Below are 24,086 nucleotides of genomic sequence, written 5' to 3'. Positions count from 1 at the left end.
TGGGAGACACGCCCAACCACCGACTCAAGGAGCGAACCGCGCCGATGACGCGACTGCACGACCACCTGGCGGAGGCCATCAAGGACCCGGACCCGATCCGCGTCAGTTCCGGCGCCGGGGACGATCTGATCTGCCTGCGGTTCGAGACCATGAAGGTGTACTCCGCGCTCGGCGCCGTCCGCCGGCTCCTGGAGACCGGGCAGGTCCGGCCCGGTGACACGCTGATCGACAGCTCGAGCGGCATCTACGCGCACGCCCTCGCACTCGCCTGCCACCGGTACGGGATGAAGTGCCACATCGTCGGCTCGACCACGGTCGACCGGACGCTGAAGATCCAGCTCGAGATCCTCGGCGCGACCATCGAACAGGTGCCGTCGTCGAACAACCTGCAGCTCGACCAGAACCTCCGGGTCCGCCGGATCGGCGAGATCCTCCGCGACAACCCGACGTACCACTGGATGCAGCAGTACCACGACGACATCCACTACCTCGGGTACGGCGCGATCGCGGATCTCGTGGCCGAGCTGGTGCCGTCGGGTCCGCTGTGCCTGGTCGGCGGCGTCGGAACCGGCGCCTCCACCGGCGCGATCGCGGCGTACCTGCGGGACCGCGGCCGGGACGTGAACCTGGTCGGCGTCCAGCCGTTCGGCAGCATCACGTTCGGGGCCGGGCACACGCAGGACCCGGAGATGATCATCGCCGGAATCGGCAGCTCGATCGAGTTCCGGAACGTGCGGCACGAGTTGTACGACCGGTTGCACTGGGTTTCCTTCGACTACGCGATGTCGGCCGCGGTGGATCTGCTCCGGACGTCCGGCGTTTTCGCGGGGCTGTCCGCCGGGGCGGCGTACCTGTCGGCGTTGTGGGAGCACAACTGCGATCGCGGCCGGAAACACGTCTTCCTGGCCGCGGACACCGGGACGCGGTACGTCGAGACCGCGTTCGCCCGGCATGCCGAGGCGCGGCCGATGGCGTCGATGCGGCCGCGGGAGATCGACTCGCTGGACGAGCTCGCGGTGCCGTGGTCGGCGATGTCGTGGGACCGGAGGGAATCCGCGCAGGTCCGCCGCGAGGAGTTTCCATCTGCGACTCCGTCGCATTAATGCCGCGGAGGAGCAACTGCTCACCGGCAGCAGGCACCCGATCGTGCTGCTCCGGCGCCGGCCCGGTGCGGCCGTTGCCGAAGCAGTTGCCCCCGGCAACCCTGACCTCGGGGTGATGCTGCCGTACACGCCGCTGCACGAGTTGCTGTTCGACCAGCCCGGTCCGTGTGTGCTGGTGATGACGAGCGGCAACCTGTCCGGTGAGCCGATCGTCACCTCCGACGGCGAGGCACTGACGCGGCTGGCCGGTCTGGCCGACGCGTGGCTCGGCCACGATCGCCCGATCCACGTGCCCTGCGACGACTCCGTCGTACGGATCGTCGACGACAGCGAGCTGCCGGTCCGGCGGTCCCGTGGGTATGCGCCGTTCCCGATCGACCTGCCGGTCCCGGTCCGGCCGGCGCTGGCGGTAGGCGGGGACCTGAAGAACACCTTCTGTCTCGGCAACGGGCAGTACGCGTGGCTCTCGGGGCATGTCGGCGACATGGACGACCTCGCGACACTGCAGGCGTTCGAGCGGGCCGAGCAGCACCTCGAGCAGTTGACCGGAGTCCGGCCCGAGGTGCTGGTGACGGACAAGCATCCGTCGTACCGGTCGCGGCAATGGGCTCAGCTGCACGCGGCCGGGCGGCCGGTGGTCGGCGTACAGCATCACCACGCGCACCTCGCCTCGGTGATGGCCGAGCACCGGTATCAAGGCCGCGTCATCGGGTTCGCCTTCGACGGGACCGGGTACGGCGAGGACGGGGCGGTGTGGGGTGGTGAGGTACTGCTCGCCACGTACGACGGGTTCGAGCGCTACGCGCACCTCAAGTACGTGCCGCTCCCCGGCGGCGATGCAGGTGTCCGCAACCCCTGCCGGATGGCGTTGTCGCACCTGCTTGCCGCCGGCCTGCCGTGGGACCCGCGACTGCCGTCGGTGCGCGCGTGCGCCGGGCCGGAGCTGGAACTGCTCAGAACCCAGCTGGACAAGGACATCGCCTGTGCTCCGACGTCGAGTATGGGCAGGTTGTTCGACGCGGTCTCGTCGCTGGCCGGGGTCTGTCACCGGGCCGGGTACGAGGCGCAGGCCGCGATCGAGCTGGAAGGACTGGTCTCGTCAGATCGAGGACTCGGCAGCTACGAGTTCGCGGTTACAGGGGAGGAGATCGATCCGGCGCCAGTGCTGGCCGGCGTGGCGTACGACGTACTGGCCGGAGTGGAACCGGGGGTCGTGAGCGCCCGGTTCCACCAGAGCCTGGCCGAACTGACGGTGACGCTGGCCGTGCGGGTCCGCGCCGCCCGCGGACTGACCACGGTCGCCCTGTCCGGCGGCGTGTTCGTCAACCGTGTGTTGCTATCGGCAACTACCACGGCATTGACCGGTGCCGGGTTCACGGTGCTGCGGCATCGCCGGGTGCCGCCGACGGATGCCGGACTCGCGCTCGGCCAGCTGGCCGTCGCGGCGCGTCGCCCAGGGAGGGAAACATCATGTGTCTAGCCGTACCGGGGAAGGTCGTGGAGATCCGCGAGGAGGACGGGACCCGGATGGGTCAGGTGGACTTCGGCGGCGTACTGAAGGACGTCTGCCTGGAGTACCTGCCGGATCTGCAGGTGGGCGAGTACACCATCGTGCACGTCGGGTTCGCGCTGCAGCGCCTCGACGAGGAGTCCGCGATGCAGTCGCTCGAGCTCTACCGCAAACTCGGGGCGCTTGAGGAGGAGTTCGGCGATCAGTGGGGCCTCGCCGCGCGGCAGGCCGGTGAACGCCGCCCGCCCGGGACCGACTGGGAGGAAGCCTCGCAATGAAGTACCTCGAGGAGTTCAGCGATCCGGTGCTGGCCGGCAAGCTGGTCGAGCAGATCCACGCCACCGTGACGAAACCCTGGGCGATGATGGAGGTCTGCGGCGGCCAGACGCACACGATCGTCCGGCACGGGATCGACCAGCTGCTGCCGGACGGCGTCGAGATGATCCACGGCCCGGGCTGCCCGGTCTGCGTCACCCCACTGGAGGTCATCGACAAGGCGCTCGAGATCGCCGCCCAGCCCGGCGTCATCTTCTGCTCGTTCGGCGACATGCTGCGGGTGCCCGGCAGCGGCCGCGACCTGTTCCGGATCAAGAGCGAGGGCGGTGACGTCCGGGTCGTCTACTCGCCGCTCGACGCGCTCCGGGTCGCGCAGCAGAACCCGGACAAGGAGGTCGTCTTCTTCGGGATCGGCTTCGAGACCACCGCCCCGCCGAACGCGATGACCGTCTACCAGGCCAAGAAGCTCGGCATCCCGAACTTCAGCCTGCTGGTCTCGCACGTCCGGGTCCCGCCCGCGATCGAGGCGATCATGCAGTCCCCGAGCTGCCGGGTCCAGGGCTTCCTCGCCGCCGGCCACGTCTGCAGTGTGATGGGTACGTCGGAGTACCCCGAGCTGGCCGAGAGGTACGGCGTACCGATCGTCGTCACCGGCTTCGAACCGCTCGACATCCTGGCCGGGATCCTGCGCACGGTCAGCCAGCTCGAGAAGGGCGAGCACGTGGTCGAGAACGCCTACCAGCGGGCCGTCCGGGACGAAGGCAATCCGGCCGCGAAGGCGATGCTGGCCGACGTGTTCGAGACGACCGACCGGGCCTGGCGGGGGATCGGGATGATCCCGCGGAGCGGCTGGCGGCTGTCCGAGCGGTACCGCGAGTACGACGCGGAGTATCGCTTCCAGGTGCGCGACATCGTCGCCGAGGAGTCCGCGGTGTGCCGCAGCGGCGAGGTCCTGCAGGGCCTGATCAAACCGCACGAGTGCTCGGCGTTCGGGACGGTCTGTACGCCGCGGAACCCGCTCGGCGCGACGATGGTGTCCAGCGAGGGCGCTTGTGCCGCGTACTACCTGTACCGCCGGCTGGAGGCGCCGGCCGAGGCGGTGACGACCGGTGGCTGAGCACGTCATGCTGCCGGATCCCTCCGTGCCCGATCCGCCGAACTTCGACGGATGGGTCTGTCCGCTGCCGTTGCGCGATCACCCGAAGGTCGTGATGGGCCACGGGGGCGGCGGACAGATGTCGGGTGAGCTGATCGAGCACCTCTTCGTGCCCGCGTTCGCGAACCCGGTCCTCGGCGCGCTGACGGACTCGGCGGTGTTCACGCTCGGCGAGGCCCGGCTGGCGTTCTCGACCGACTCGTTCGTGGTGCAGCCGCTGCTCTTCCCCGGCGGCAGCATCGGGCACCTGGCCGTGAACGGCACGGTCAACGACCTCGCGATGAGCGGTGCGCAGGCGGCGTACCTGTCCTGCGGCTTCATCCTCGAGGAAGGCGTCGACCTGTCCGTGGTCGCCCGGATCGCGGCGGACCTGGGCGAGGCGGCGCGGCAGGCCGGCGTGACGATCGCCACCGGCGACACCAAGGTCGTCGACGCCGGTCACGGGGACGGCGTGTACGTCAACACGGCCGGCGTCGGGCTGGTCCCGGCCGGGGTCGACATCCGCCCGCAGCGAGCGGTTCCCGGGGACGTCGTCATCGTCAGCGGCCAGATCGGGGTGCACGGGATCGCGATCATGAGCGTGCGGGAGGGCATCTCGTTCGGCACCGAGGTGGTCAGCGACTGTGCGCCGCTGAACGGCCTGGTCGCGGCGATGCTGGACGTCTGCCTCGACCTGCACACCCTGCGCGACCCGACGCGGGGCGGCGTCGCGACCTCGCTGAACGAGATCGCCAAGGCCGCCGGGGTCGGCGTCGAGCTGACTGAGACCGCACTGCCGGTGCCGGAGGCGGTCGCCAACGCCTGCGCGTTCCTCGGACTCGATCCGCTGTACGTCGCGAACGAGGGCAAGCTGCTCGCGATCGTGGGCCGTGACGACGCGGACGCCGTCCTCGCGGCGATGCGGGCGCATCCGCTCGGTGCAGACGCGGCGATCATCGGCGAGTGCGTCGAGGCGCATCCCGGGATGGTCGTGACGAAGACGGCGTTCGGTGCCACCCGGGTGGTGGACACACCGATCGGAGAGCAGCTGCCCCGGATCTGTTAGTGGTCCGCGAGCCAGGACTGCCAGGCGTCGAGGCCGTCGCCGCGGGTCGCGGAGACAGCCAGCATTTCGACGTCGGGTCGCAGACGACGGATCAGGTCCAGGCACAGGTCGACGTCGAAGTCGACGTACGGGAGCAGGTCGACCTTGTTCAGCAGGACGAGGTCGGCGGTGCGGAACATGTACGGGTACTTCGCCGGTTTGTCCGCGCCTTCGGTGACCGAGATGATCACGACCCGGGCCGACTCGCCGAGGTCGAACAGGGCCGGGCAGACCAGGTTGCCGACGTTCTCGACGAAGACCAGTGAGCCGTCGGGCGGGGCGAGCTCGGTCAGCCCGCGGCCGAACATCTCGGCATCCAGGTGGCAGCCGGCGCCGGTGTTGATCTGCACCACCTTGCGGCCGGTCGACCGGATCCGCTCGGCGTCCAGCCAGGTCTCCTGATCGCCTTCGATCACGAGGGTTTCGCGGCGGTCGCCGAGGTCGGTGACGGTGCGCTCGAGCAGGGTGGTCTTGCCGGAGCCGGGGGAGCTCATCAGGTTGATCGCGGTGATGCCGCGTTCGGCCAGGCGGTGCCGGTTGGCCGCGGCGAGCAGGTCGTTCTTGGCCAGGATGTCCTGCTCGAGCAGTACGGTCCGGGTCGCATGGTCATGCGTGTGGTCGTGGGGGTGAGGGTGCTCGTGGGGTTGCGGGCCGTCGACGAGCGTGACCCTGGTGCTCGCGTCCTCGCCACCGCATCCGCAGGTGCTGCACATGTCACCGCACCTCCACCGAGACGATCCGCAGTTCCTGACCGGCCAGAATGTCGAGATCGGCACTGCCGCAGTCGCACAGCATGATCGGGTCGTCGAGCGCGAACTCCCGTCGGCAGTCCCGACAGTACGCCCGCCCGGACGGCTCGTCGATGTCCAGCCGGGCGCCGTCCAGCCCGGTCCCGGCGGCCACGAGCCCGAAGCAGAACCGGATCGAGTCGGTCACCACCCCGGACAGCCGCCCGATCTCCAGCCGGACGGCGGCCACCGGTCCGTCGCCGACCTTCTCGACGATCGCATCGACGATGCTCTCCGTGATGGCGAGCTCATGCACCCTCCCGACGGTAGGCCGGGCACGGCGACCCGGCAACGGCGGAGAGTTGCGGGTTGTTGAGCCCGCGGTTGGCTCGGGGAGCCGCTCCACGTCCGGAGGGGAAGTACGAGACGACGCAACTTCCGCGGCGGAGTCCGCATCGTGGCAGGTATGAAGATCCTGACCTCGAAACGAGCCTCCGCCGCGACCGCGGCCGCTGTACTGCTCGGTGGACTGGCCACAGCCGCGACTTCTACTCTTCCGGCCGCCGCGAGTGCCACGGCGGCCTGCACGATGACCGTCGGATCGATCACGAGCGGCGGTGACATCGCCAACACCGATATCACCGCGACGGCGCCGATCACCGCCAAGCGGACGGCCGGCCCGCACCTGTTCACCCCCGGTGTCGCCAAGTTCAGCGCGACCTGGACCACGCGCCTCGACCCGCCGTCCGGCAAGTTCACCAGCGGTCAGCTGGTGCTGAACTCGGCGCTGTACTCGGCCTGGTACGGCACCAAGGCCGACGGGACACCGGAGAACGGGATCAGCAACGGCAGCAAGGGCTGGCAGGGCTACCACGTCGTCCAGACGTCGGTCTACTCCGTCGCGGGCGCTCCCTACTGGCGGGCCACCTACGGCCTGCGCAACGACGGCGTGATGTACCGCTGGAGCGGCCAGTACGGCGACCTGGCCCGCTACACCGGCTTCGCCTCGGTGAAGACGATGACGCTGATCAGCCAGACCAAGACCTACGACACCTTCCTCGCGAACACCCGCGGCGGTGCCCTGTACACGATCAGGATCGCGCGCGATCCCAAGGTGCTACCGGTCGTGAAGAAGGTCCGTACCTCGACCTGGCAGACCTTCGAGAGCCTGGTCGCCCAGAAGTGCGGCACGCAGAGCACGCTGCTCACCGCGATCGACAAGGAGACGGGCTCGGCCTACCTGTACGCCGTTGGTCACGCCAACGGTGCGTCGACGGTGATCAAGGGCCTCGGCAAGGTGCCCGGCACCTTCACCGACCCGGTCGACCACCTCCGCACCGACGAAACCATCCCTCCGCTCTTCGGCGAATGACAATCCAACTCGTGAAAGGCATATCGATGAAACTGAACCGGGCTACCGTAGCCGCGGCCTCCGCCGTCCTGCTCGGCGGGCTGGCGGCGGCGCCGGCCGTCACGGCGACCGCCGCCCCGACCGCCAGCACTGCCGCGACCGCCGCCTGCGCGATCAATCTCGGCTCGATCACCGCGGGCGGCGACATGGCCAACGCCCAGGTCACCGCCACCTCACCGGCCACCGTCAAGCGGTCGACCGGCCCGCACATGTTCTCGCCGGGGCTGGCGAAGCTCGCGTCGACGTGGACCAACTCGCTGGGCGTCGGGGCGGACTACACGGTGTACGGCGACGTGATCGTCAGCGGCACCCTGTATAGCGGCTCGTACGGCGTGGACTCCACCGGTAAACCGTTCACCTCGCTGAAGTCCCGCGGTGTCGGGTACATCGGCTACAAGGCGATCGAGACCTCGTACTACTGGGGCAAGACCACCCGGAGCGCGAACTACCGGCTGCGCGGCGACGGGGTGCTGTACCGGTACGTCTACTCCGGCCAGGTTGCGAAGGTGACGCGCTGGCCGGGGTACTCCTCGGTGAAGACGATGGCGCTGATCAGCGAGACCGCGACGTACGACACGTTCCTGGCCACGACGAACGGCGGCGCGCTGTACACGATCCACATCCCGGTGACCGGTGCGCCGGTCGTCAAGAAGGTTCGCACGTCGACGTGGCAGGGCTTCGAGTACCTGGTCGCGGAGAAGTGCGGCTCGCAGAGCACGTTGCTCGCCGGGATCGACAAGGACACCGGTTCGGCGTACCTGTACGCCGTCGGTCACGCCAACGGAGCGTCGACGGTGATCAAGGGCCTGGGCAAGGCGCCCGGCGACTTCAAGGACCCGGTCTACTTCCTGAACACCGCCGAGGGGAACGCCCCGCTGTTCGGCGAGTGAGCCCGAGTCAGCACAGCACAGGGCCCCGGTGACCAGCTGGTCACCGGGGCCCTTTCGCGTTCGCGGTCCTAGAAGTCGCCGCCGAAGTCTCCGCCGAAGTCGAAGCCGCCGCCGTCGCCTCCGTCGCCGCCGTCGAACGGGTTGTAGTCGCCCCCGCCGTCGCCGCCTCCGTCGCCGCCGCCCTCACCGCCGCCGTCGTAGCCGCCCGCGTAGTCGCCGTACCCGCCGCCGGCGAACATGCCGCCGAGCATCGTGCCGAGGAACATGCCGGTCATCACACCGCCGAGCGCACCGAACATGCCCTGCGCGTACGGCGAGTAGGCCGGGCCGGCCTCCCAGTACGGCACCCGCTGCGGGCCGACCATGACCTTGCGGACGTCCGGCTCGGCGCCGGCGCGGACCCGCTCGGCGTCGGCCGCACAGGCCGGCACTTCACGCTGCGCGCCACCCGGCGGCGCCCACATCACGTCCTCCACGGACGGACCGTGCTGCGGGTTGAAGAAGCACGACGGGCGACGCTGCGGCAGCGGCTCGCCGTTCACCCGGGCGCGCACACAGGTAGCGGCGTACCGGCCGTCCTCGAGGATCTCGATCACGTGCTTGATCTGGTCGGCCTCGGTGACCTGACCGACCGCCTGCTTCGCGGACTCGTAGGAGTCCAGCGCGCGCTGGTAGTCCTGCCGCGCGCCGTCGCCGAGGTCCTTGCCGACCATTTCCAGGTCGAGGTCCTGCAGTTCCTCGCCGAACCGGGTGATGTCCTCGTCGGCGGTCCGCTTGACCGACTCGAGCTCGGCGGCCGTGATCTCGTGCTGCTTCTTGGTCTGCAGCTGGGTCCGACGGTACGAGCGGTACGCCAGGACCGCGATCACCGCCACGGCGATGATCAGGATGAATTCCATTGTCGGGCCTCTCTCGGGGGCTTTAGGGAGAGCCTATCCAATCCCTCAAGACGGTGGACGCCACGCAGGGTGACGTAATCCCGGGAAAGCGGTCACCGTCGGCGCATAATCGAGAGGCGCGCCGCCCAGCGACTGTCCGTCCCCGCGCCGGAAGGCTGTCCATGGGCAAGACTGCGCGACTCCTGCCGCTCGTACTGACAGCGGCCGCCCTGGTCCCGCTACCTCCCTCCGCTGATCCCTCGTACCGGGAGATTCCGCTCGACGGGCCGTCCGTTCGGGCCGAGACCACGCCGTTCGGCATGGTTGGCATCACCTGGCCGCTCGGTGTGCAGGGTGTGACGGCGAACGTCCGTGTCCAGCGCGACGGGCAATGGACCGATTGGCAACCGATGAATATCGAGGACGAACACGGTCCTGATCCATCGGATTCCGAAGGAATTGAGCGCGACGGCACCGAGCCGTTGTGGGTCGGCAATGCCACGGGTGTGCAGGCCAGTGCGGTGAATGCTGCAGGTGCTGTGCGCGACGCCAAGGTGGTCCTGATTCAGCCCGGTGTGCTCAGCTCCGACTCCGAGGAGCCGGGCGGCACAGTCGAGGCGGCGTCGAGCAGGGCGCCGTACCCGATGCCGTTGATGGTGAGCCGGAAACGCTGGGGTGCGGACGAACGGTTGCGCGCGCACAACGGCGCCTCGTGTGTGCGGCCGAAGTACACGAAGACCGTGCTGGCGGCGTTCGTCCACCACACCGCCGATCGGAACGACTACACCCGCACGCAGGTGCCGGCGATGGTGCGGGCGATGTACGCGTACCACGTGAAGAGCCGTGGCTGGTGCGACCTCGGGTACAACTTCCTCGTCGACCGCTTCGGCCGCGTCTTCGAGGGCCGGTACGGCGGTGCGCAGCTGCCGGTGCTCGGCGCGCACACGTCGTCGTTCAACGCGAACTCGTTCGGCGTCGCGGTGATCGGGAACTTCGAGCAGACCGCACCGCCGCCGGCGATGCTGGAGTCCACGGCGCGCGTGATCGCCTGGAAACTGGACGCCAACTACCGGTCGCCGCTGGCCACGATCGTGCTCGACGGAAGCCGGCTGCACACGGTGTCCGGACATCGCGACACCAAGGCGACGGCGTGCCCGGGAACCCAGTTGTACAACAAGCTCGGCTGGCTGAAACAGCGCGTGAACACCTTGATGAGCGGCAGTTTCTCGACCCCGATCTACGAGTACGCACGGAAACTCGGTTTCCGGAACCTCGGTCAGCCGTTCTGGGGCGAGCATCGGACCCGGACCGGCTGGGCGACGTACTTCGGCACCCGGGACGTCTTCTACTCCGTTGCCACCGGCCCGCATTCCACGTCCGGCGCTTTCCGGACCCGGTACCGGCGGCTCGGGGCCGGCAGCGCGCGGCTCGGGCTGCCGATCACCGACGCCTACGAGGTCACGGGTGGAGCGCGGCAGAAGTTCCAGCGCGGCTGGCTGGTCTGGGACCGGCGTGACCGCCAGGTCCATCTTGTCTACGGGAGGTCATTTTGAGCTGGGCTCATTATGAGGGGAGCTCACTATGAGGAAACGTGCCATTGCGGTCGTCGTTCTGTCGTGCACAGTGATCAGCGCGACCGCCCAGGCCCGCGACGTCGTACCGGCCGCGGCGCCGGACACGACGATCAACGGGCGCGGATTCGGGCACGGCCGCGGCCTGTCGCAGTACGGCGCGCAAGGTGCGGCGCTGGCCGGGAAGCCGGCGAAGCACATCCTCGACTTCTACTACCCGGGAACGACGACCGGGAAGGCGACCGGCAGTATCCGGGTCCGGGTCAGCGCCGACACCACCGACGGCGTGCGGGTCGGAGCGGTGAGCGGGCTCGCGGTCCGCTCGCTGGCCACCGGCAAGGTCTACCCGTTGCCCAGAGCATCGACCCGGAGTCAGTGGTCGATCGACCCGAACGGCGAGCACGGCACGAAGGTCAGCTCGTACGACGCCAAGACCCGGAAATGGACGCTCTACAAGACATTTACGGGGATGGCGCAGTTCGAAGGCGCTGCGGTGATCGGGCTGGTGCTGCCGAGTGGCGCCGTACGCCGGTACCGCGGTGCGCTGCGGGCGATCGACGTGTCCGGGACGCATCTGGACACGGTGAACGTGCTGCCACTCGAGTACTACCTGCGTGGCGTCGTACCGCGGGAGTCGGTGTCGAGCTGGCGGCCGGCCGCGTTGCAGGCGCAGGCCGTTGCCGCCCGCACCTATTCGGTGTTCCACCGGTCCCGCGCGGCGCGGAAAGCGTACGACTTGTGCGACACCACGTCCTGCCAGGTGTACGGCGGGTACGACGTGGAGGAGACGTCGACGAACAACGCGATCGCGGCGACCGCGGGACAGGTCCGGCTGTACAAGGGCAAGCCGATCATCGCCGAGTTCTCCTCGTCGAACGGCGGGGCGACGGCGGCGGGTGACGCGCCGTACCAGCTCACGAAGGCGGACGCGTGGGACGCCTACCCGAAGAACGGGAACCCGAACGTGACGTGGACGGTGACCCGGACGGCTGCGCAGATGCAGGCGGTCTTCGACGTCGGCTCGATCCGGTACGTCCGCGTTCTGAAGCGGACCGGCGTCGGTCCGGGCGGCGGCCGGGCGCTCACCGTCGAGGCGGTCGGGTCGCGCGGAAAGCGTGTGCTGACCGCCGACCAGGTGCGGATCCGGCTGCATCTGCGGTCCGCGTGGATCAGTTTCCCGGCCCGAACTTCTTGATATACCAACTTCGGGTTCCGGATGAGCCTTGCCGAGCCATTGACGGGGTGTCGTTGCGCCGGTTAGAACATGACATCGCTGTCAACCACCGCCCAGGAGGAGCAGGTCGATGCGCAAAAAGATTGGTATATCAACTCGGTTGGCCGCCGGAGTGCTCGCGGTCGCGGTCCTCGGCTCGCTGAACATGACCACGGCCAGTGCCGGTGAGGCGGCGGGCACCGACCCAACCGCGGCCGCCCGGGCGCGAGCGTCGTACGACGCCATCAACAAGTACTTCGACGCCGGCAAGGGACTGCTGCTGGAGGAGTATCCGAACCACCAGAGCAACCCGTACTCGTACGTCTGGCCGTACTCGCAGGCGGCGATCGCGGCCGAGAACCTGGCCGGCGTACCGGGTGCGGGCCGGAAGGGCTCGGCGGAGGCCGATCGACGGCTCGCTGCGTACGAGTTCTACTGGAACTCCGGGACGACGCCGACCGGGTACGACTCGTACGTGCGGCCGCCGAACGGTCAGGGCGGCGACAAGTTCTACGACGACAACGAGTGGATCGGGCTGAACCTGATCCAGCGGTTCAAGCGGACTGGTGACCGTGCTGCACTCGCTCGCGCCAAGGAGATCTTCGCGCTCGTCGTCCACGGCTGGGACACGGACCCGACGCACCCGTGCGCCGGCGGCGTGTACTGGACGCAGGCACCGTGGAGCCAGGACCGGAACACGGTTTCGAACGGCCCAGGCGCCGAACTCGGGGCGCACCTGTACCTGCTGACGCGGGACAAGTCGTACCTGACGTGGGCCCAGCGGATGTACCAGTGGGCGCAGGACTGCATGCTCGCGCCGAACGGGCTGTACTGGGACCACATCGATCTCGCCGGCAACATCGAGAAGACGCAGTGGAGCTACAACCAGGGCGTGATGCTCGGTGCCGGCGTGTTGTTGTTCAAGGCAACGGGTGACCTCCGCTACCTGCGCGAGGCGAAGTCGGTCGCGAACGCCTCGCTGGCGTTCTACAACACCCCCGAGATCCTCGCGAAGAACGGCGCGGCCTTCAACTCGATCTGGTTCAAGAACCTGCTGATCCTGGACTCGGTCGCCCCCGATCCCCGCTACCGCAAGGCGATGCAGTCCTACGCCGACTACAACTGGAACACCACCCGAGACCCCGCAACCAACCTCTACAAGTTCCGCGAGGGCTCGGTAGAACTCCTCCAGCAGTCCGGCATCACCCAGATCCACGCCCTACTGGCCTGGCCCCGCTCCCAGTACCACCTACTCGCCTGACCCACAGCTCGTTACGTCCGAAGAAGTGGCGAGACGTCCCACCGCTTCTTCGGACGTAACGGGGGATCAGGCGGCTGCGGTGGCGGACTTGATGTCCACCGGGATGATCGGGGTGCCGTCCTGCGGGCCGTTCTGCGGGGTGACGCCGGCCTCCGCGACCTTGTCGATCAGCTTCACGCTCGGCTCGTCGATCGTCCCGAACGCCGTGTACTGCGGGGTCAGCCCGGACGCATCGCCGTACACGATGAAGAACTGACTGCCGTTCGTGTTCGCGCCGGAATTCGCCATGGCGAGGATGCCGCGTCCGTACTTCAGCGTCGGGTACACCTCGTCCGCGAAGCTGTACCCCGGCCCACCGGAGCCGGTCCCACTCGGGTCGCCGCACTGCAGCACCTGCAGGCCCTCACCGACCGTCAGCCGGTGACACTTGGTGTTGTCGAAGTACTTCTGCCCGACCAGGCTCAGGAAGTTCTTCACCGTGCAGGGCGCCAGCGCGCTGTCCAGCGTGAGCTGCAGATCGCCGATGGACGTGTTCAGGCTGACCTTCGACGTACCCGACGCCTTGGTCTTCCCGTCGGCCGGCGGATCGACCTTCTTCGCGGCCGGCTCGGCCGACTTCTTGTACGTGCAGTTCACCTCGGACGCGAGCGGCGTCGCCCGCTTCGGGGCCGCCGCCATCGCGGTCGGGATGCTGGCCGGCTTGTTCTCCGCCGGCGCCGGCGCCGATGCGGCCGGCTTGTCGTCGCCACCCACCCCGAACACCACGAAGACCCCCACGAGAACCACGACCACCGCCGCGACCGCAGTCACGGTGATCCCCAGATTCCGCCGCTGTCGCCGCCGCTCGCTCTCCCGCTCAGCCTGCCGCTTCGCCTTCCGCGCCGCCAACTGCTGCTGATGGGTCTTCTTGGACATGCAGTAACCCTCCTCACCGAGACACCTGCAGGGAACCTACAGCGAAAACCTGAGAACTGTCTGTCAATCCACCCGAATCATGAACTCCCGCCCGCCGCACGGAAGCGGGTGCCCCCACCTCTCGTGGGTTGACGTCCGAGATGCTGGGTTGGCGCGCGAGATCCGGGACGTAAACCCAGCATCTCGGACGCCTACCTACCAAAGGCGGGAGGGGGCCGAGGGAGATTCAGGGGGAGTCGGCGCCCCAGATGAGGCAGAACTCGTTGCCTTCGGGGTCTCGCATGACCTGCCAGAGGGGGCCGTCGTAGATGTCGTCGGCTCGGGTGGCTCCGAGGGAGAGGGCTCGGGTGATGGAGCGGTCCTTGGTTTCCGGGGGGACGTAGAGGTCCAGGTGGACGCGGTTCTTGCGGACCTGTTTGCCTTCGGGGACCTGGGCGAAGTCCAGGCGGACCGGGCCGCCGTGGAGTTCGGTGACGCCGTGCTGGTCGGGGCGGAGTTCGCCGCCGACCAGCGCCTGCCAGAACCGGCTCAGCGCGTCCTGATCCACGCAATCAAACGCAACCGCATCGACGACCGGCAAAGGCAGTTCCGCCTCGTCGCCGGCACGCGGGTACGCCGCTTCGCCGTCGGCGTCCTGGGACATCAGTCCTTGATTTCGCAGATGGCTGCGCCGGCTGAGACTGTGGCGCCTACCTCGGCGGTGAGGCCGGTGACGGTGCCGGACTTGTGGGCGTTCAGGGGCTGCTCCATCTTCATCGCCTCGAGGACCACGATCAGGTCGCCCTCGGCGACCGTGGCGCCTTCCTCGACAGCGATCTTGACGATCGTGCCCTGCATCGGCGACGTCAGCGAATCGCCGGACGCGGCCGAGCTCTTCGTACCACCGGCCCGCCGCGCCGGCTTCTTCTTCGACGACCCGGCCGCCGGAGCGGCGCCGACCGCACCGAGCCCGGCGGGCAGGACGACCTCGAGCCGCTTGCCCCCGACCTCGACGGTGACCTTCTCGCGCTCGTCGTCGGACGGCGCCTCGGCCGTCGGGCCGTCGTACGGCGTGAGCTGGTTGTCGTACTCGGTCTCGATCCAGCGGGTGTGGACCTTGAACCCGTCCGTCCCGACGAACGCCGGGTCGGACACGACCGCGGCGTGGAACGGGATAACCGTCGGCATCCCCTCGACCACGAATTCACGAAGCGCCCGCCGCGACCGCTCCAGCGCCTGCTGACGATCCCGGCCGGTCACGATCAGCTTCGCGACCAGCGAGTCGAACGCGCCCGGCACCGTCTCGCCCTGGTCGTACCCGCCGTCGAGACGGATCCCCGGACCGGACGGCGCGTGCCAGCGCGTCAACGTCCCCGGAGCGGGCAGGAACCCGCGCCCGCCGTCCTCGGCGTTGATCCGGAACTCGATCGAGTGACCGGAGACCACGGGGTCGTCGTACCCGAGCTCCTCGCCCTGGGCGATCCGGAACATCTCCCGCACCAGATCCAGACCGGTGACCTCTTCGGAGACCGGGTGCTCGACCTGCAGACGGGTGTTCACCTCGAGGAACGAGATCAGCCCGTCCTGGCCGACCAGGAACTCGCACGTCCCGGCGCCGACGTACCCGGCCTCGCGGAGGATCTTCTTCGACGAGTCGTAGAGGAGCGAAAGCTGCTCGGGCGACAGGAACGGCGCGGGCGCCTCCTCGACGAGCTTCTGGTACCGGCGCTGCAGCGAGCAGTCCCGCGTGGAGACGACGACAACGTTGCCGTGGGCATCGGCCAGGCACTGGGTCTCGACGTGCCGCGGCTTGTCCAGGTACCGCTCGACGAAGCACTCACCGCGGCCGAACGCGCTGACGGCTTCCCGGGTCGCGGACTCGAACAGCTCGGGCACCTCCTCCAGCGTGCGCGCGACCTTCATCCCGCGCCCGCCACCGCCGTACGCCGCCTTGATCGCGATCGGCAGCCCGTACTCCTGCGCGAAGGCAACGACCTCGTCGGCGCCGGCGACCGGGTCCGGCGTGCCCGGGACCTGCGGCGCGCCGACCTTCTCCGCGATGTGCCGCGCCTTGACCTTGTCGCCCAGCGAGTCGATCGCCGACGGCGGCGGCCCGATCCAGATCAGCCCGGCGTCGATCACCGCCTGGGCGAACTCGGCGTTCTCGGCCAGGAACCCGTAGCCCGGGTGTACGGCGTTCGCGCCCGAGCGGGCCGCGACGTCCAGGATCTTGGCGATGTTCAGGTAGGAGCCGGCCGGTGTCGACCCGTCCAGCGCGTAGGCCTCGTCGGCGAGCCGGACGAACAGCGCGTCCCGGTCCTGGTCGGCGTACACGGCGACGCTGCCCAGTCCCGCGTCGGCGGCGGCCCGGACGACCCGGACGGCGATCTCGCCCCGGTTGGCGACCAGCACCTTGGTGATCTGCAAGCTGTCGGACACAGCGGCTCCCTTCGGCTGGCCCGAGTCTAGGGTCAAGCGGCCGTCCTGCGGGCAGGGTGTTGCTCACACCACGATCACAGCACGGTGGGTTGTCCCTCGAAGAAGGTCTCCAGAACCACGACTGTCTGAGTGCTGGTCACCCCGTCCACCTGGTGGAGCGCGCGCAGGGTCACCTGCAGGTCCTCGGTGGTCGCCGTGCGGACCTTCACCAGCACCGAGGCCGGCCCGGCGATGATGTGCGCCTCCTCGACCGCGGGGATCTTCCGCAGCGCCTTCAGGGTCGGCTCGTCACCCATCCAGGCGCCCGACTCGAGCAGGACGAACGCCAGTACGCCGAGCCCGACCGCGGCCGGGTCGACGTCGATCGTCGTACGCCGGATCACGCCGGCCGCCTTCAGTTTCCGGACCCGTTCGTGGGCGGATCCGGCCGAGAGCCCGACCGCCTGCCCGAGCGCGGCGTACGACTGCCCGGCGTCCTCCTGCAACGCGGCCAGCAACCCGCGATCCACATCATCTACTGTCAAATCGATCACAAACCAAATCTCGTTCTGTATGAACTGTCAACAACAGGATAGCGTTCCGCATATGACGATCACACTCAACGCCGCGCCGCCGCGGCTCCGGGCCGAGCTCGTGGTCCTCGACGAGCGCTTCACCAAGATCGCGGGCGACGAGTACCTCGAATGCCTGTACGACGGCGGCCGCTGGCTCGAAGGACCGGCGTACTCCCCGGCGTGGCGCTGCCTCGTCTTCAGCGACATCCCGAACGACCGGCTGCTCCGCTGGGACGAGCTTTCCGGCCAGGTCAGCGTTTTCCGCGAGCCGTCCGGCTACGTGAACGGCAACACCATCGACCGCGCCGGCCGCCTGATCAGCTGCTCGCAGGGCGATCGTCAGGTCATCAGAACCGAGTACGACGGCACCCGCACGGTCCTCGCGTCGCATCTCGACGGAAAACGGTTGAACAGCCCGAACGACGTGGTCGAGCGCAGCGACGGGTCGATCTGGTTCACCGACCCGCCGTACGGCATCACGTCGAGCTACGAAGGGCATGCCGCCGAGCAGGAGATCGACGGCTGTCACGTCTACCGGATCGCCCCGGACGGCACGCTGACCGTCGTCGCGGACGACTTCATCCGCCCGAACGGCCTCGCGTTCTGCAACGACGAGACCCAGTTGTACGTCGTCGACACCCCGGGCAAGCACATCCGCCGGTTCGACGTCGACGGCGTCAAGCTCCTCGGCGGCGAGGTCTTCGCGCCGTGCGAGGGCGGAATGTTCGACGGCATCCGGCTCGACAGCACCGGCCGGGTCTGGGCGGCGACGCACGAAGGCGTGCACTGCTTCGACCCGGACGGCACGCTGATCGGCAAGCTGCTGCTGCCGGACGTGGTGTCCAACCTGACCTTCGGCGGCCCGAAGGGCAACCGCCTGTTCATCACCGCGACCACGTCCGTGTGGTCGTGGCTGACCAACGTTCAGACAGCTCAGCGGTAGGACTTCGACACCGCGTCCAGCAGTCGCTCGAGGGCGTCGTACGTCGGGGTGTCCGCGACGTCGATGACGTCCTTCGCGACCGGGACGTCGTACCGGCTGATCACGTTCGCGAACTGCGCCTTGTCCGCGGTCCGGAACCCGTGCCGGGCCGCGAGCTGCTGCAGTTCGGTGTCCGTCGAGAGCAGCTCGCCGAGCTTCTCACCGTTCGCGTTCAGGGAGATCAGCGTGTGCTTGGACTGCACGGTCGGCGACGGGTACATCAGCACCATGCCGGGCTTGAGCTTGCGCTGTACGGCGGCGTCCACGAACTGCGCCTCGTAGATGTTCACCATCGGCGACTTGCCCATCCCGAGCGACAGGTAGTCGTCGAACGGGCCCTCACTGGAGCTGTCGGTGTAGCCCTGGTTGACGAACAGCGGCGCGACCAGCGGCAGCACCTTGCGCTCGTCCGCCGCGCTCTCCACCACACTGTTGTGGTTGGCAACATAACTGACGATCGCCAGGAACATCGCCGCCGAGTTCGAGGTGCGCGGGTCGGTGGTGGTGATCAGGATCCGCTTGTTCACCGGATACGTGGTGTTTCCGCGGATTTTCGTCCAGCGCCAGCTCGCCTTCGCCAGGTCGACGTACTTGCGAACGTCGAAGTACCAGGTGCCGTTGACCTGCCGGGCGATCCCGGAGGCGGACAGCAGGTCGACGATCGGCTGGTACGTCGCGATCGCCATCGGCGACGAGAAAACGCTGTACTTCTTTCCGCTGACGGCCGGGCGGCCCGCGGCCGGCTGCAGGATCCGGTCCGCCGCGGTGGTGCTGGACGGGAACGCGAAGTCGTACTTGCCGAGGTCGACCGAGGTGGCGATCTCGCGGGACCCCGCGGTGTCGACCTTCACCTCGAGGCCGTGCTCGGCGAGCGCGGCCTTGACGTCTGGATCCTCGAAGAACGCGCGTTTCTCGGACCCGATCACGCCGCCGACGGTGACCAGCCCGGACTTCGCCGCCGCGTCGTCACCGTTCCGTACGACGAGCACGGTCGCGACCGTCGCGACCACGAGAACCCCGGCGACGGCGGCCGGGAGGGCGATCGGGATGCGGCGCCGCGGCGTACCTGTCGTGGTGACGGCCGCACCGGACGGTGGTCTGATCCAGCTCGAGGCCCCATCGGGCTGTGCCTCGCGCTCGGGCTTGGGTGTGAGCTCTTCCTTGACCATGCGTTCGATCAGGATCGGGAGATAGTCGCGGACCGGGTCGCCGGCGAAGGTCTCGCGGGCGGTGCGGATCGCGGATTCGATGTCTTCGGGAGTATAGATGTCGGCGAAGGACTCGGTGAGCCTGCTGGTCAGGTTCTCGATGGCCTTGTCTTCGCGGACCGTGTCGAGCTTCAAGGGATGTTCTCCACATCACGGTGACTGGCTCCGGCGCCGTACCTTGGTGCCCCCGTTGCGGCGCCACGCATATCCTTCCGTCCGAGAGGGTCCAATCGAGGAGGAGTGGCGATGACAGGAATTCTCGAGCCGTTGGCCGGAACCGCGCCGGCCGTCTGGGAGAAGCTGGACGACCGGTTCGCGGGGATCCGCGGTGACAGCCGGCTCGAACGGCTGTGGACCGGCGGCCGCTGGGTCGAGGGCCCGGTGTACTCCGCCGCGGGCCGCTACCTGCTCTGGAGCGACATCCCGAACGACCGGATCCTGCGCTGGGACGAGACGTCGTACCAGGTTTCCGTTTTCCGGAATCCGGCCGGAAACACCAACGGCCACACGCGCGACACCGAGGGCCGGCTGGTGAGCTGCGAGCACGGCAACCGGCGGGTGACGCGGACCGAGCACCACGGCGGCATCACCGTGCTCGCCCACGAGTACGACGGAAAACGTTTGAACTCCCCGAACGACGTGGTCGTGAAGCGGGATGGATCGGTCTGGTTCACGGATCCGGCGTACGGGATCGACAGCGACTACGAGGGGTACAAGGGCGAGATCGAGACCGGCGGCTGCCATGTGTACCGGGTCGCGCCGGACGGTGCGCTGACCCGCGTCGCCGACGACTTCAACCGGCCGAACGGGCTCGCGTTCTCGCTCGACGAGTCGTTGCTCTACATCACCGATTCGGAGGAGGCGACGATCCGCGTCTTCACCGTCGACGGTGACGAACTGAGCGGCGGCGAACTGTTCGCCGAGTGCGGCAACGGCATCTTCGACGGCATCCGCCTCGACACCCAGGGCCGCGTCTGGGCGTCGGCCGCGGACGGCGTGCACGTCTACCACCCCGACGGCACGCTGCTCGGCAAACTCCTGGTCCCCGAAACCGTCAGCAACCTCACCTGGGGCGGCCCGAAACGCAACCGCCTGTTCCTCACCGCGACCGCCTCCGTCTACTCCCTCTTCACCACCGCCAACGGCGCCCCGGAGGCCTACGGCCCCCGTGTCTGAGTTCGGCGCGGTACTACGGAAGTTCCGCAAAGCAGCCGGCTTCGCCCAGGAGAAGCTGGCCGAGCTCTCCGGGGTCAGCGTCGAAGCGATCAAGACCCTGGAGGCCGGCCGCCGCCGGCATCCACGTCCGCAGACGGTGAAGCTCCTGAGCGACGGCCTCGGACTGACGGAGAACGAGCGCGCGGAACTCGTTGCCGCGGCCACCCGATCGCGCACGACCCGGCAGGTACCCGAGCAACTGCCGGACGACCTGCAGGACTTCTCGGGCCGCGACCAACAGGTCGACGACGTCCAGAAACTGTTCCTGTCCGGTGAGTCTCGGCAGGGCGTCGTCGTGATCTCCGCGATCGCCGGCATGGGCGGGATCGGCAAGACGGCCCTTGGCGTCCATGTCGCGCATCGGGTCGCCGATCAGTTTCCGGACGGCCAGCTGTACCTGAACCTGCGTGGCTTCGGTCCCGGTGAGCCGATGACCGCCGCGGACGCGCTCGGCCGACTGATGGGCAGCCTCGGTCTCCAGGTGGGCGACAGTTCGTCGAGCGTCGACGAGCTCGCGGCCAGGTACCGCTCGATGCTCGCCGGGCGGCGGGTGTTCGTCTTCCTGGACAACGCGGCGAGCGCATCTCAGGTACTGCCGTTGTTGCCGGGAAGCTCGACCTGCGCAGTCCTCATCACCAGTCGCCGTACGCTGACCAGCCTGCCCGGCGCAGCGCACCTCGCGGTGGACGCTTTGCCCGAATCCGACGCGCTCTCGTTGCTGGCGCAGGTCGTCGGCGACGGACGCATCGAGTCGGACCCGCTCAACGCGCGGGCCGTCGTCCGGCTGTGCGGCGGTCTCCCACTGGCGCTCCGGATAGCGGGCGCCCGACTCGCCGCGGAACCTTCGTGGAGCGTGGAGTACTTCGTCCATCGGTTGGAGACGAACCGCCGACGCCTCGACGAGCTGGCGCTCGGCGATCTCGACGTACGAATGAGCATCGAACTGTCGTTGTCTGCGGCAACCGAGCAGGACGCCGCTGCCAAGGAGGTCTTCAGGCTGCTCGGACTGCATGAGGGTGCCGGGTTCGATCTCAAGGTGGCAGCGCGCCTGGTCGACCGGCCGGAGGCGGAGCTCGAGCCGTTGCTGGAGCATCTGGTCGACCTGCATCTGCTGGAGTCGCCCGCGCCGCGGCGGTACCAGTTCCACGACCTGGTCCGGGCCTACGCCCGGGAACTCCCCACCACCGAAGCAGACCGCCGAGCCGCCAGAGACCGGGTCATGGCCCTGTACATGGCCATGGCCTGGAGGGCCCGTACGTGCCGCGGACTCGCGGACCCGCTGTCACGGGACTGGTTCGACGAGCGGTGGCTCAGCGGAACCGATGACCTTGGGTACGACGAAATAATGGTCTGGCTGGATGCCGAGGCGGCCGAGGTCCTCGCAGCCGCCCGTCGGCTGATGGCGGGAACGCACTCCGACTCCGCGACCGTCGTCAGGCTCGCGATCGGCATCCAGTTCTTCTGGGCCGACCGAGCTCGCTACGTCGAGGGCGCACAGCTGGGAGAGCAGGCGCTGACGGCCCTGCAGCGCGATCCGGACTGTGCCCCGGCGGGGGCGGAAGCCTCGATCAGATACAACCTGGCGCGGTTTTACTCGGTCCGTTCGGACTTCGAGAGGGCGGCCGTTCACATGAGGGCCGCGATCGAGGCGTCCGAGGCAAGCGGCTATCAGTGGCTGTTGAGGTACAGCCACATCGGTTTCGCCCAGATACTGGAGCGACTGGACCGGCTGGACGAGAGCACGACACAGGCGCAGGCCGGACTGGCACTCGCGCTCAGCAGTGCCGACGCGTACGCCGAGGGGGAGGTTCGCTTCACCCTCGCGGTCATCGCGGGTCGGCACGGCCATTCTGCGGTGCAGGACCGTGAATTCGACCTGGCAATGCAATTGGCCCGCAGAGGTGCTCCACAGTTCATCGGCTGGCTGATCGGCGCCATCGGCGAGGCCTGTCGAAGGGGCCGCCGGTTCGAGAAGGCGCACAGCTGGCTCCGGGCGGGTCTGGCCGAGGCGAGGAAGTCTGGAAGCTCGTTCAATGTAGCCGAATGCCTCCAGGCGCTCGGTGCGGTCGAGGTCGAGTTGGCGGCGTACGACGATGCGCAGGGTCATCTCGAGGAGGCGTTGGTGTTGATCGGGGAGAACAGTGGTGAGCTCGAGGCGCGGATCAGGCACTCGCTGGGTGATGCGCTGAGCGGGCTCGGGGAGTCCGAGCCCGCTCAGGCGCAGTGGCGGCTCGCTCGGGAGCTGTACGCCCGATACGGGCTTACAGCTTCTTTGCCTGGTCGATGATGGTGAAGACGGCCAGGAAGCCGAAGGCCAGGAACGAGAACCAGAGGACCGCTGAGCGCCAGGTGGTGATCCGGATGGCGTGGGGCAGGGCCCTCGAGTTCATCCACCAGAGCAGGCCGGAGTAGATGAACATCATGGTGCCGGCGGTGCAGGCGGAGATCACCAGGAGCACCAGCGGCTGGGTGAGACCGGCCAGCAGCACGATGATGCCGAAGGCAACCAGTCCCCAGACCAGCCAGAAGTACAGCTTGGACTCGGAGACCTTCGACTCGCGCAGGTACCGGGCCTTGACCATGTCGGCCGCCAGCCGGGACGTGTAGTCGACGATACCGGCCGCCGCCGCGAACAGCGAGAAGGCGCCGATCGCCCAGAACAGGTAGCCGAACCAGCCACCTACCAGGGTCTGCAGCGTCGTACCCTCGATCTTCAGGAAGCCGATGTTGTTCTTCACTGCGCTGTCGCCGAACAGGGTGGAGTGCGCGAGCATCGAGGTGAAGATGATCGTCACCACGGTGATCGCCACGAAGGTCGCGGCCTGCTCGATGTTCGCGAACTTCCACCAGCGCTTCCAGCGGGCCAGGTTCTCGTCGTTCGGCGGGAACGTGTACCCGTTGGCGGTCGGGTCGGCCTCGGTCTCACCGGTCACCGGTGACGTCAGCCGCGGTACGTGCACGCCCATCCCGAAACCCTTGTCGCGGATCCAGTTGCTCTGCACGAGGTTCTGTCCGCCGCCCGCACCGGCGTACGCGATCGCGCCCATCACCAGCGCGAACCCGAGCTGCTCGGCGGGGAACTGCGGCTGCGTGACCGCGTCCCCGAGCGCGCTGTACGTCTTCCCGCGGATCGCGAACGCGAGCGCGAGGATCACCAGCAGCGCGACGGCCGCGATCTTCACCGCGATCAGCCGCTCGAGCATCACGTAGACGACCGGCGCGAGGGTCAGGATCGCGCCGATCAGCACCAGCATGCCGATCGCGATCCAGCGCGGGTTGCCGGCGCCGAACAGGTACGTGAGCATGCTCGCCGAGCTGGTCGCCCAGCCGGGCCACAGGTTCGCGAAGTACGTCATGATCGCGAAGAACAGGCCCCAGTGCTTCCCGTACCGGTTGAAGCCGGTCAACGCTGTCTCACCAGTTGCCAGCGTGTACCGCTCGATCTCCATGTTGAGGAACCACTGGACCACCACGCCGACGACGGCGCCCCAGAGGAACACCAGGCCGACCTGGCTGGAGATGTAGGGCCAGAGGATGAACTCTCCCGAGGCCAGGCCCACCCCGGCGCCGACCATGCCGGGGCCGATGATCTTCCAGGTCTTGGTGGGCGGTTCGGGAAGGTCGCGAACCTGCGGTGCGGGCAGGTTCTTGGTCGGTAGCGCGAATCGTCCGTGGTCAGTCGACTTGGTGTCTGCCATCAGGCTCCTCACTTC

At 68.3% G+C, this 24,086-nt stretch carries 22 protein-coding genes; 13 read left to right on the top strand and 9 right to left on the bottom strand.

The features are described 5' to 3' along the window. The first annotated feature begins 44 nt into the window (after positions 1-44). From E0H50_RS43800 to hypE, 5 genes are read left to right on the top strand one after another with little or no spacing between them, the layout of a single operon-like run. Positions 45-1,103, top strand: a complete 1,059-nt coding sequence (locus E0H50_RS43800) for a pyridoxal-phosphate dependent enzyme (RefSeq protein WP_238150965.1) — start codon at positions 45-47, stop codon at positions 1,101-1,103. Further along, entirely contained in the window at positions 1,084-2,583 is a 1,500-nt protein-coding gene (locus E0H50_RS14165) for a Kae1-like domain-containing protein (protein WP_272948502.1), read from the top strand. Before E0H50_RS43800 ends, E0H50_RS14165 begins: the two co-directional genes overlap by 20 nt. Continuing rightward, entirely contained in the window at positions 2,574-2,891 is a 318-nt protein-coding gene (locus E0H50_RS14160) for a HypC/HybG/HupF family hydrogenase formation chaperone (protein ID WP_131288079.1), read from the top strand. The genes E0H50_RS14165 and E0H50_RS14160 overlap by 10 nt, the downstream gene beginning before the upstream one ends. After that, complete coding sequence (gene hypD, locus E0H50_RS14155) at positions 2,888-4,006, top strand: hydrogenase formation protein HypD (protein ID WP_131288076.1); 1,119 nt, start codon at positions 2,888-2,890, stop codon at positions 4,004-4,006. The genes E0H50_RS14160 and hypD overlap by 4 nt, the downstream gene beginning before the upstream one ends. Then, positions 3,999-5,090 (top strand): hydrogenase expression/formation protein HypE, encoded by a 1,092-nt coding sequence (hypE, locus tag E0H50_RS14150; RefSeq protein WP_238150963.1) that lies wholly within the window; start codon positions 3,999-4,001, stop codon positions 5,088-5,090. Before hypD ends, hypE begins: the two co-directional genes overlap by 8 nt. Here the strand turns inward: hypE and hypB are convergent. Together hypB and E0H50_RS14140 are read right to left on the bottom strand one after the other, a co-directional pair. Beyond that, entirely contained in the window at positions 5,087-5,842 is a 756-nt protein-coding gene (gene hypB, locus E0H50_RS14145; RefSeq protein WP_131288073.1) for a hydrogenase nickel incorporation protein HypB, read from the bottom strand. The genes hypE and hypB overlap by 4 nt on opposite strands. 1 nt (position 5,843) lies before the next feature. Further along, positions 5,844-6,173 (bottom strand): hydrogenase maturation nickel metallochaperone HypA/HybF, encoded by a 330-nt coding sequence (locus E0H50_RS14140; protein WP_131288070.1) that lies wholly within the window; start codon positions 6,171-6,173, stop codon positions 5,844-5,846. A gap of 150 nt (positions 6,174-6,323) precedes the next feature. On the opposite strand from E0H50_RS14140, the gene E0H50_RS14135 reads away from it, so the two are divergent. Continuing rightward, a complete protein-coding gene (locus E0H50_RS14135) occupies positions 6,324-7,229 on the top strand; it encodes a hypothetical protein (protein WP_238150962.1) in 906 nt (301 codons plus the stop codon). 26 nt (positions 7,230-7,255) lie between these two features. After that, positions 7,256-8,158, top strand: coding sequence for a hypothetical protein (locus E0H50_RS14130; protein WP_238150961.1), 903 nt, complete (start codon positions 7,256-7,258; stop codon positions 8,156-8,158). Between the two features lie 68 nt (positions 8,159-8,226). Here the strand turns inward: E0H50_RS14130 and E0H50_RS42910 are convergent, their stop codons facing one another. After that, positions 8,227-9,057 (bottom strand): hypothetical protein, encoded by an 831-nt coding sequence (locus E0H50_RS42910; RefSeq protein WP_165547124.1) that lies wholly within the window; start codon positions 9,055-9,057, stop codon positions 8,227-8,229. A 161-nt stretch (positions 9,058-9,218) separates the two neighbouring features. On the opposite strand from E0H50_RS42910, the gene E0H50_RS14120 reads away from it, so the two are divergent. The 3 genes from E0H50_RS14120 to E0H50_RS14110 all read left to right on the top strand — a co-directional run bounded on the left by E0H50_RS14120 (position 9,219) and on the right by E0H50_RS14110 (position 13,081). Continuing rightward, positions 9,219-10,589 carry a peptidoglycan recognition protein family protein gene (locus E0H50_RS14120; protein ID WP_131288067.1) on the top strand — a complete coding sequence of 457 codons (1,371 nt, stop codon included), beginning with the start codon at positions 9,219-9,221 and terminating at the stop codon, positions 10,587-10,589. 28 nt (positions 10,590-10,617) lie between these two features. Next, positions 10,618-11,802: a SpoIID/LytB domain-containing protein gene (locus tag E0H50_RS14115; RefSeq protein WP_131288064.1), complete on the top strand. Its 1,185-nt coding sequence runs from the start codon at positions 10,618-10,620 to the stop codon at positions 11,800-11,802. A 139-nt stretch (positions 11,803-11,941) separates the two neighbouring features. Further along, positions 11,942-13,081 carry a glycoside hydrolase family 76 protein gene (locus tag E0H50_RS14110; RefSeq protein ID WP_238150960.1) on the top strand — a complete coding sequence of 380 codons (1,140 nt, stop codon included), beginning with the start codon at positions 11,942-11,944 and terminating at the stop codon, positions 13,079-13,081. A gap of 66 nt (positions 13,082-13,147) precedes the next feature. On the opposite strand, the gene E0H50_RS14105 is transcribed toward E0H50_RS14110, so the two are convergent. The 4 genes from E0H50_RS14105 to E0H50_RS14090 all read right to left on the bottom strand — a co-directional run bounded on the left by E0H50_RS14105 (position 13,148) and on the right by E0H50_RS14090 (position 16,947). Next, positions 13,148-13,996, bottom strand: coding sequence for a peptidylprolyl isomerase (locus E0H50_RS14105; RefSeq protein ID WP_131288058.1), 849 nt, complete (start codon positions 13,994-13,996; stop codon positions 13,148-13,150). Positions 13,997-14,222: 226 nt separating this feature from the next. Further along, positions 14,223-14,639: a VOC family protein gene (locus E0H50_RS14100; protein ID WP_131288055.1), complete on the bottom strand. Its 417-nt coding sequence runs from the start codon at positions 14,637-14,639 to the stop codon at positions 14,223-14,225. Beyond that, positions 14,639-16,414 carry an acetyl/propionyl/methylcrotonyl-CoA carboxylase subunit alpha gene (locus E0H50_RS14095; RefSeq protein WP_131288052.1) on the bottom strand — a complete coding sequence of 592 codons (1,776 nt, stop codon included), beginning with the start codon at positions 16,412-16,414 and terminating at the stop codon, positions 14,639-14,641. Before E0H50_RS14095 ends, E0H50_RS14100 begins: the two co-directional genes overlap by 1 nt. A 74-nt stretch (positions 16,415-16,488) precedes the next feature. Next, the gene (locus tag E0H50_RS14090) at positions 16,489-16,947 is read right to left on the bottom strand and encodes an Lrp/AsnC family transcriptional regulator (RefSeq protein WP_238150959.1); all 459 of its coding nucleotides are present in this window, start codon (positions 16,945-16,947) and stop codon (positions 16,489-16,491) included. A gap of 52 nt (positions 16,948-16,999) precedes the next feature. On the opposite strand from E0H50_RS14090, the gene E0H50_RS14085 reads away from it, so the two are divergent. Then, positions 17,000-17,911 (top strand): SMP-30/gluconolactonase/LRE family protein, encoded by a 912-nt coding sequence (locus E0H50_RS14085; protein ID WP_131288049.1) that lies wholly within the window; start codon positions 17,000-17,002, stop codon positions 17,909-17,911. On the opposite strand, the gene E0H50_RS14080 is transcribed toward E0H50_RS14085, so the two are convergent. Continuing rightward, entirely contained in the window at positions 17,902-19,293 is a 1,392-nt protein-coding gene (locus tag E0H50_RS14080) for a three-helix bundle dimerization domain-containing protein (RefSeq protein WP_238150958.1), read from the bottom strand. The two genes, E0H50_RS14085 and E0H50_RS14080, sit on opposite strands and share 10 nt — an antisense overlap. Before the next feature lie 111 nt (positions 19,294-19,404). Here E0H50_RS14080 and E0H50_RS14075 point away from each other — a divergent pair, with 111 nt between their 5' ends. Continuing rightward, the gene (locus E0H50_RS14075; protein WP_131288046.1) at positions 19,405-20,334 is read left to right on the top strand and encodes an SMP-30/gluconolactonase/LRE family protein; all 930 of its coding nucleotides are present in this window, start codon (positions 19,405-19,407) and stop codon (positions 20,332-20,334) included. Beyond that, positions 20,327-22,660, top strand: coding sequence for an ATP-binding protein (locus tag E0H50_RS14070; protein ID WP_131288043.1), 2,334 nt, complete (start codon positions 20,327-20,329; stop codon positions 22,658-22,660). Before E0H50_RS14075 ends, E0H50_RS14070 begins: the two co-directional genes overlap by 8 nt. Here E0H50_RS14070 and E0H50_RS14065 read toward each other — a convergent pair. Then, positions 22,635-24,071: an Nramp family divalent metal transporter gene (locus E0H50_RS14065; protein WP_131288040.1), complete on the bottom strand. Its 1,437-nt coding sequence runs from the start codon at positions 24,069-24,071 to the stop codon at positions 22,635-22,637. The two genes, E0H50_RS14070 and E0H50_RS14065, sit on opposite strands and share 26 nt — an antisense overlap. Positions 24,072-24,086: the final 15 nt, after the last annotated feature.

It is taken from the genome of Kribbella sindirgiensis (assembly GCF_004331435.1).
In the GTDB taxonomy this organism is placed as follows: Bacteria; Actinomycetota; Actinomycetes; order Propionibacteriales; family Kribbellaceae; genus Kribbella; species Kribbella sindirgiensis.
Note: the sequence above shows the minus strand (reverse complement) of the source record. Positions and strands in the feature narration are given on the sequence as shown.

Bases quoted from the DNA above. Each gene is read 5' to 3' on its own strand.
- E0H50_RS43800 (WP_238150965.1), top strand. From the start codon at position 45: ATGACGCGACTGCACGACCACCTGGCGGAGGCCATCAAGGACCCGGAC.
- E0H50_RS14160 (WP_131288079.1), top strand. From the start codon at position 2,574: ATGTGTCTAGCCGTACCGGGGAAGGTCGTGGAGATCCGCGAGGAGGAC.
- hypD (WP_131288076.1), top strand. From the start codon at position 2,888: ATGAAGTACCTCGAGGAGTTCAGCGATCCGGTGCTGGCCGGCAAGCTG.
- hypB (WP_131288073.1), bottom strand. From the start codon at position 5,842: ATGTGCAGCACCTGCGGATGCGGTGGCGAGGACGCGAGCACCAGGGTC.
- E0H50_RS14135 (WP_238150962.1), top strand. From the start codon at position 6,324: ATGAAGATCCTGACCTCGAAACGAGCCTCCGCCGCGACCGCGGCCGCT.
- E0H50_RS14130 (WP_238150961.1), top strand. From the start codon at position 7,256: ATGAAACTGAACCGGGCTACCGTAGCCGCGGCCTCCGCCGTCCTGCTC.
- E0H50_RS42910 (WP_165547124.1), bottom strand. From the start codon at position 9,057: ATGGAATTCATCCTGATCATCGCCGTGGCGGTGATCGCGGTCCTGGCG.
- E0H50_RS14120 (WP_131288067.1), top strand. From the start codon at position 9,219: ATGGGCAAGACTGCGCGACTCCTGCCGCTCGTACTGACAGCGGCCGCC.
- E0H50_RS14115 (WP_131288064.1), top strand. From the start codon at position 10,618: ATGAGGAAACGTGCCATTGCGGTCGTCGTTCTGTCGTGCACAGTGATC.
- E0H50_RS14105 (WP_131288058.1), bottom strand. From the start codon at position 13,996: ATGTCCAAGAAGACCCATCAGCAGCAGTTGGCGGCGCGGAAGGCGAAG.
- E0H50_RS14100 (WP_131288055.1), bottom strand. From the start codon at position 14,639: ATGTCCCAGGACGCCGACGGCGAAGCGGCGTACCCGCGTGCCGGCGAC.
- E0H50_RS14085 (WP_131288049.1), top strand. From the start codon at position 17,000: ATGACGATCACACTCAACGCCGCGCCGCCGCGGCTCCGGGCCGAGCTC.
- E0H50_RS14075 (WP_131288046.1), top strand. From the start codon at position 19,405: ATGACAGGAATTCTCGAGCCGTTGGCCGGAACCGCGCCGGCCGTCTGG.
- E0H50_RS14065 (WP_131288040.1), bottom strand. From the start codon at position 24,071: ATGGCAGACACCAAGTCGACTGACCACGGACGATTCGCGCTACCGACC.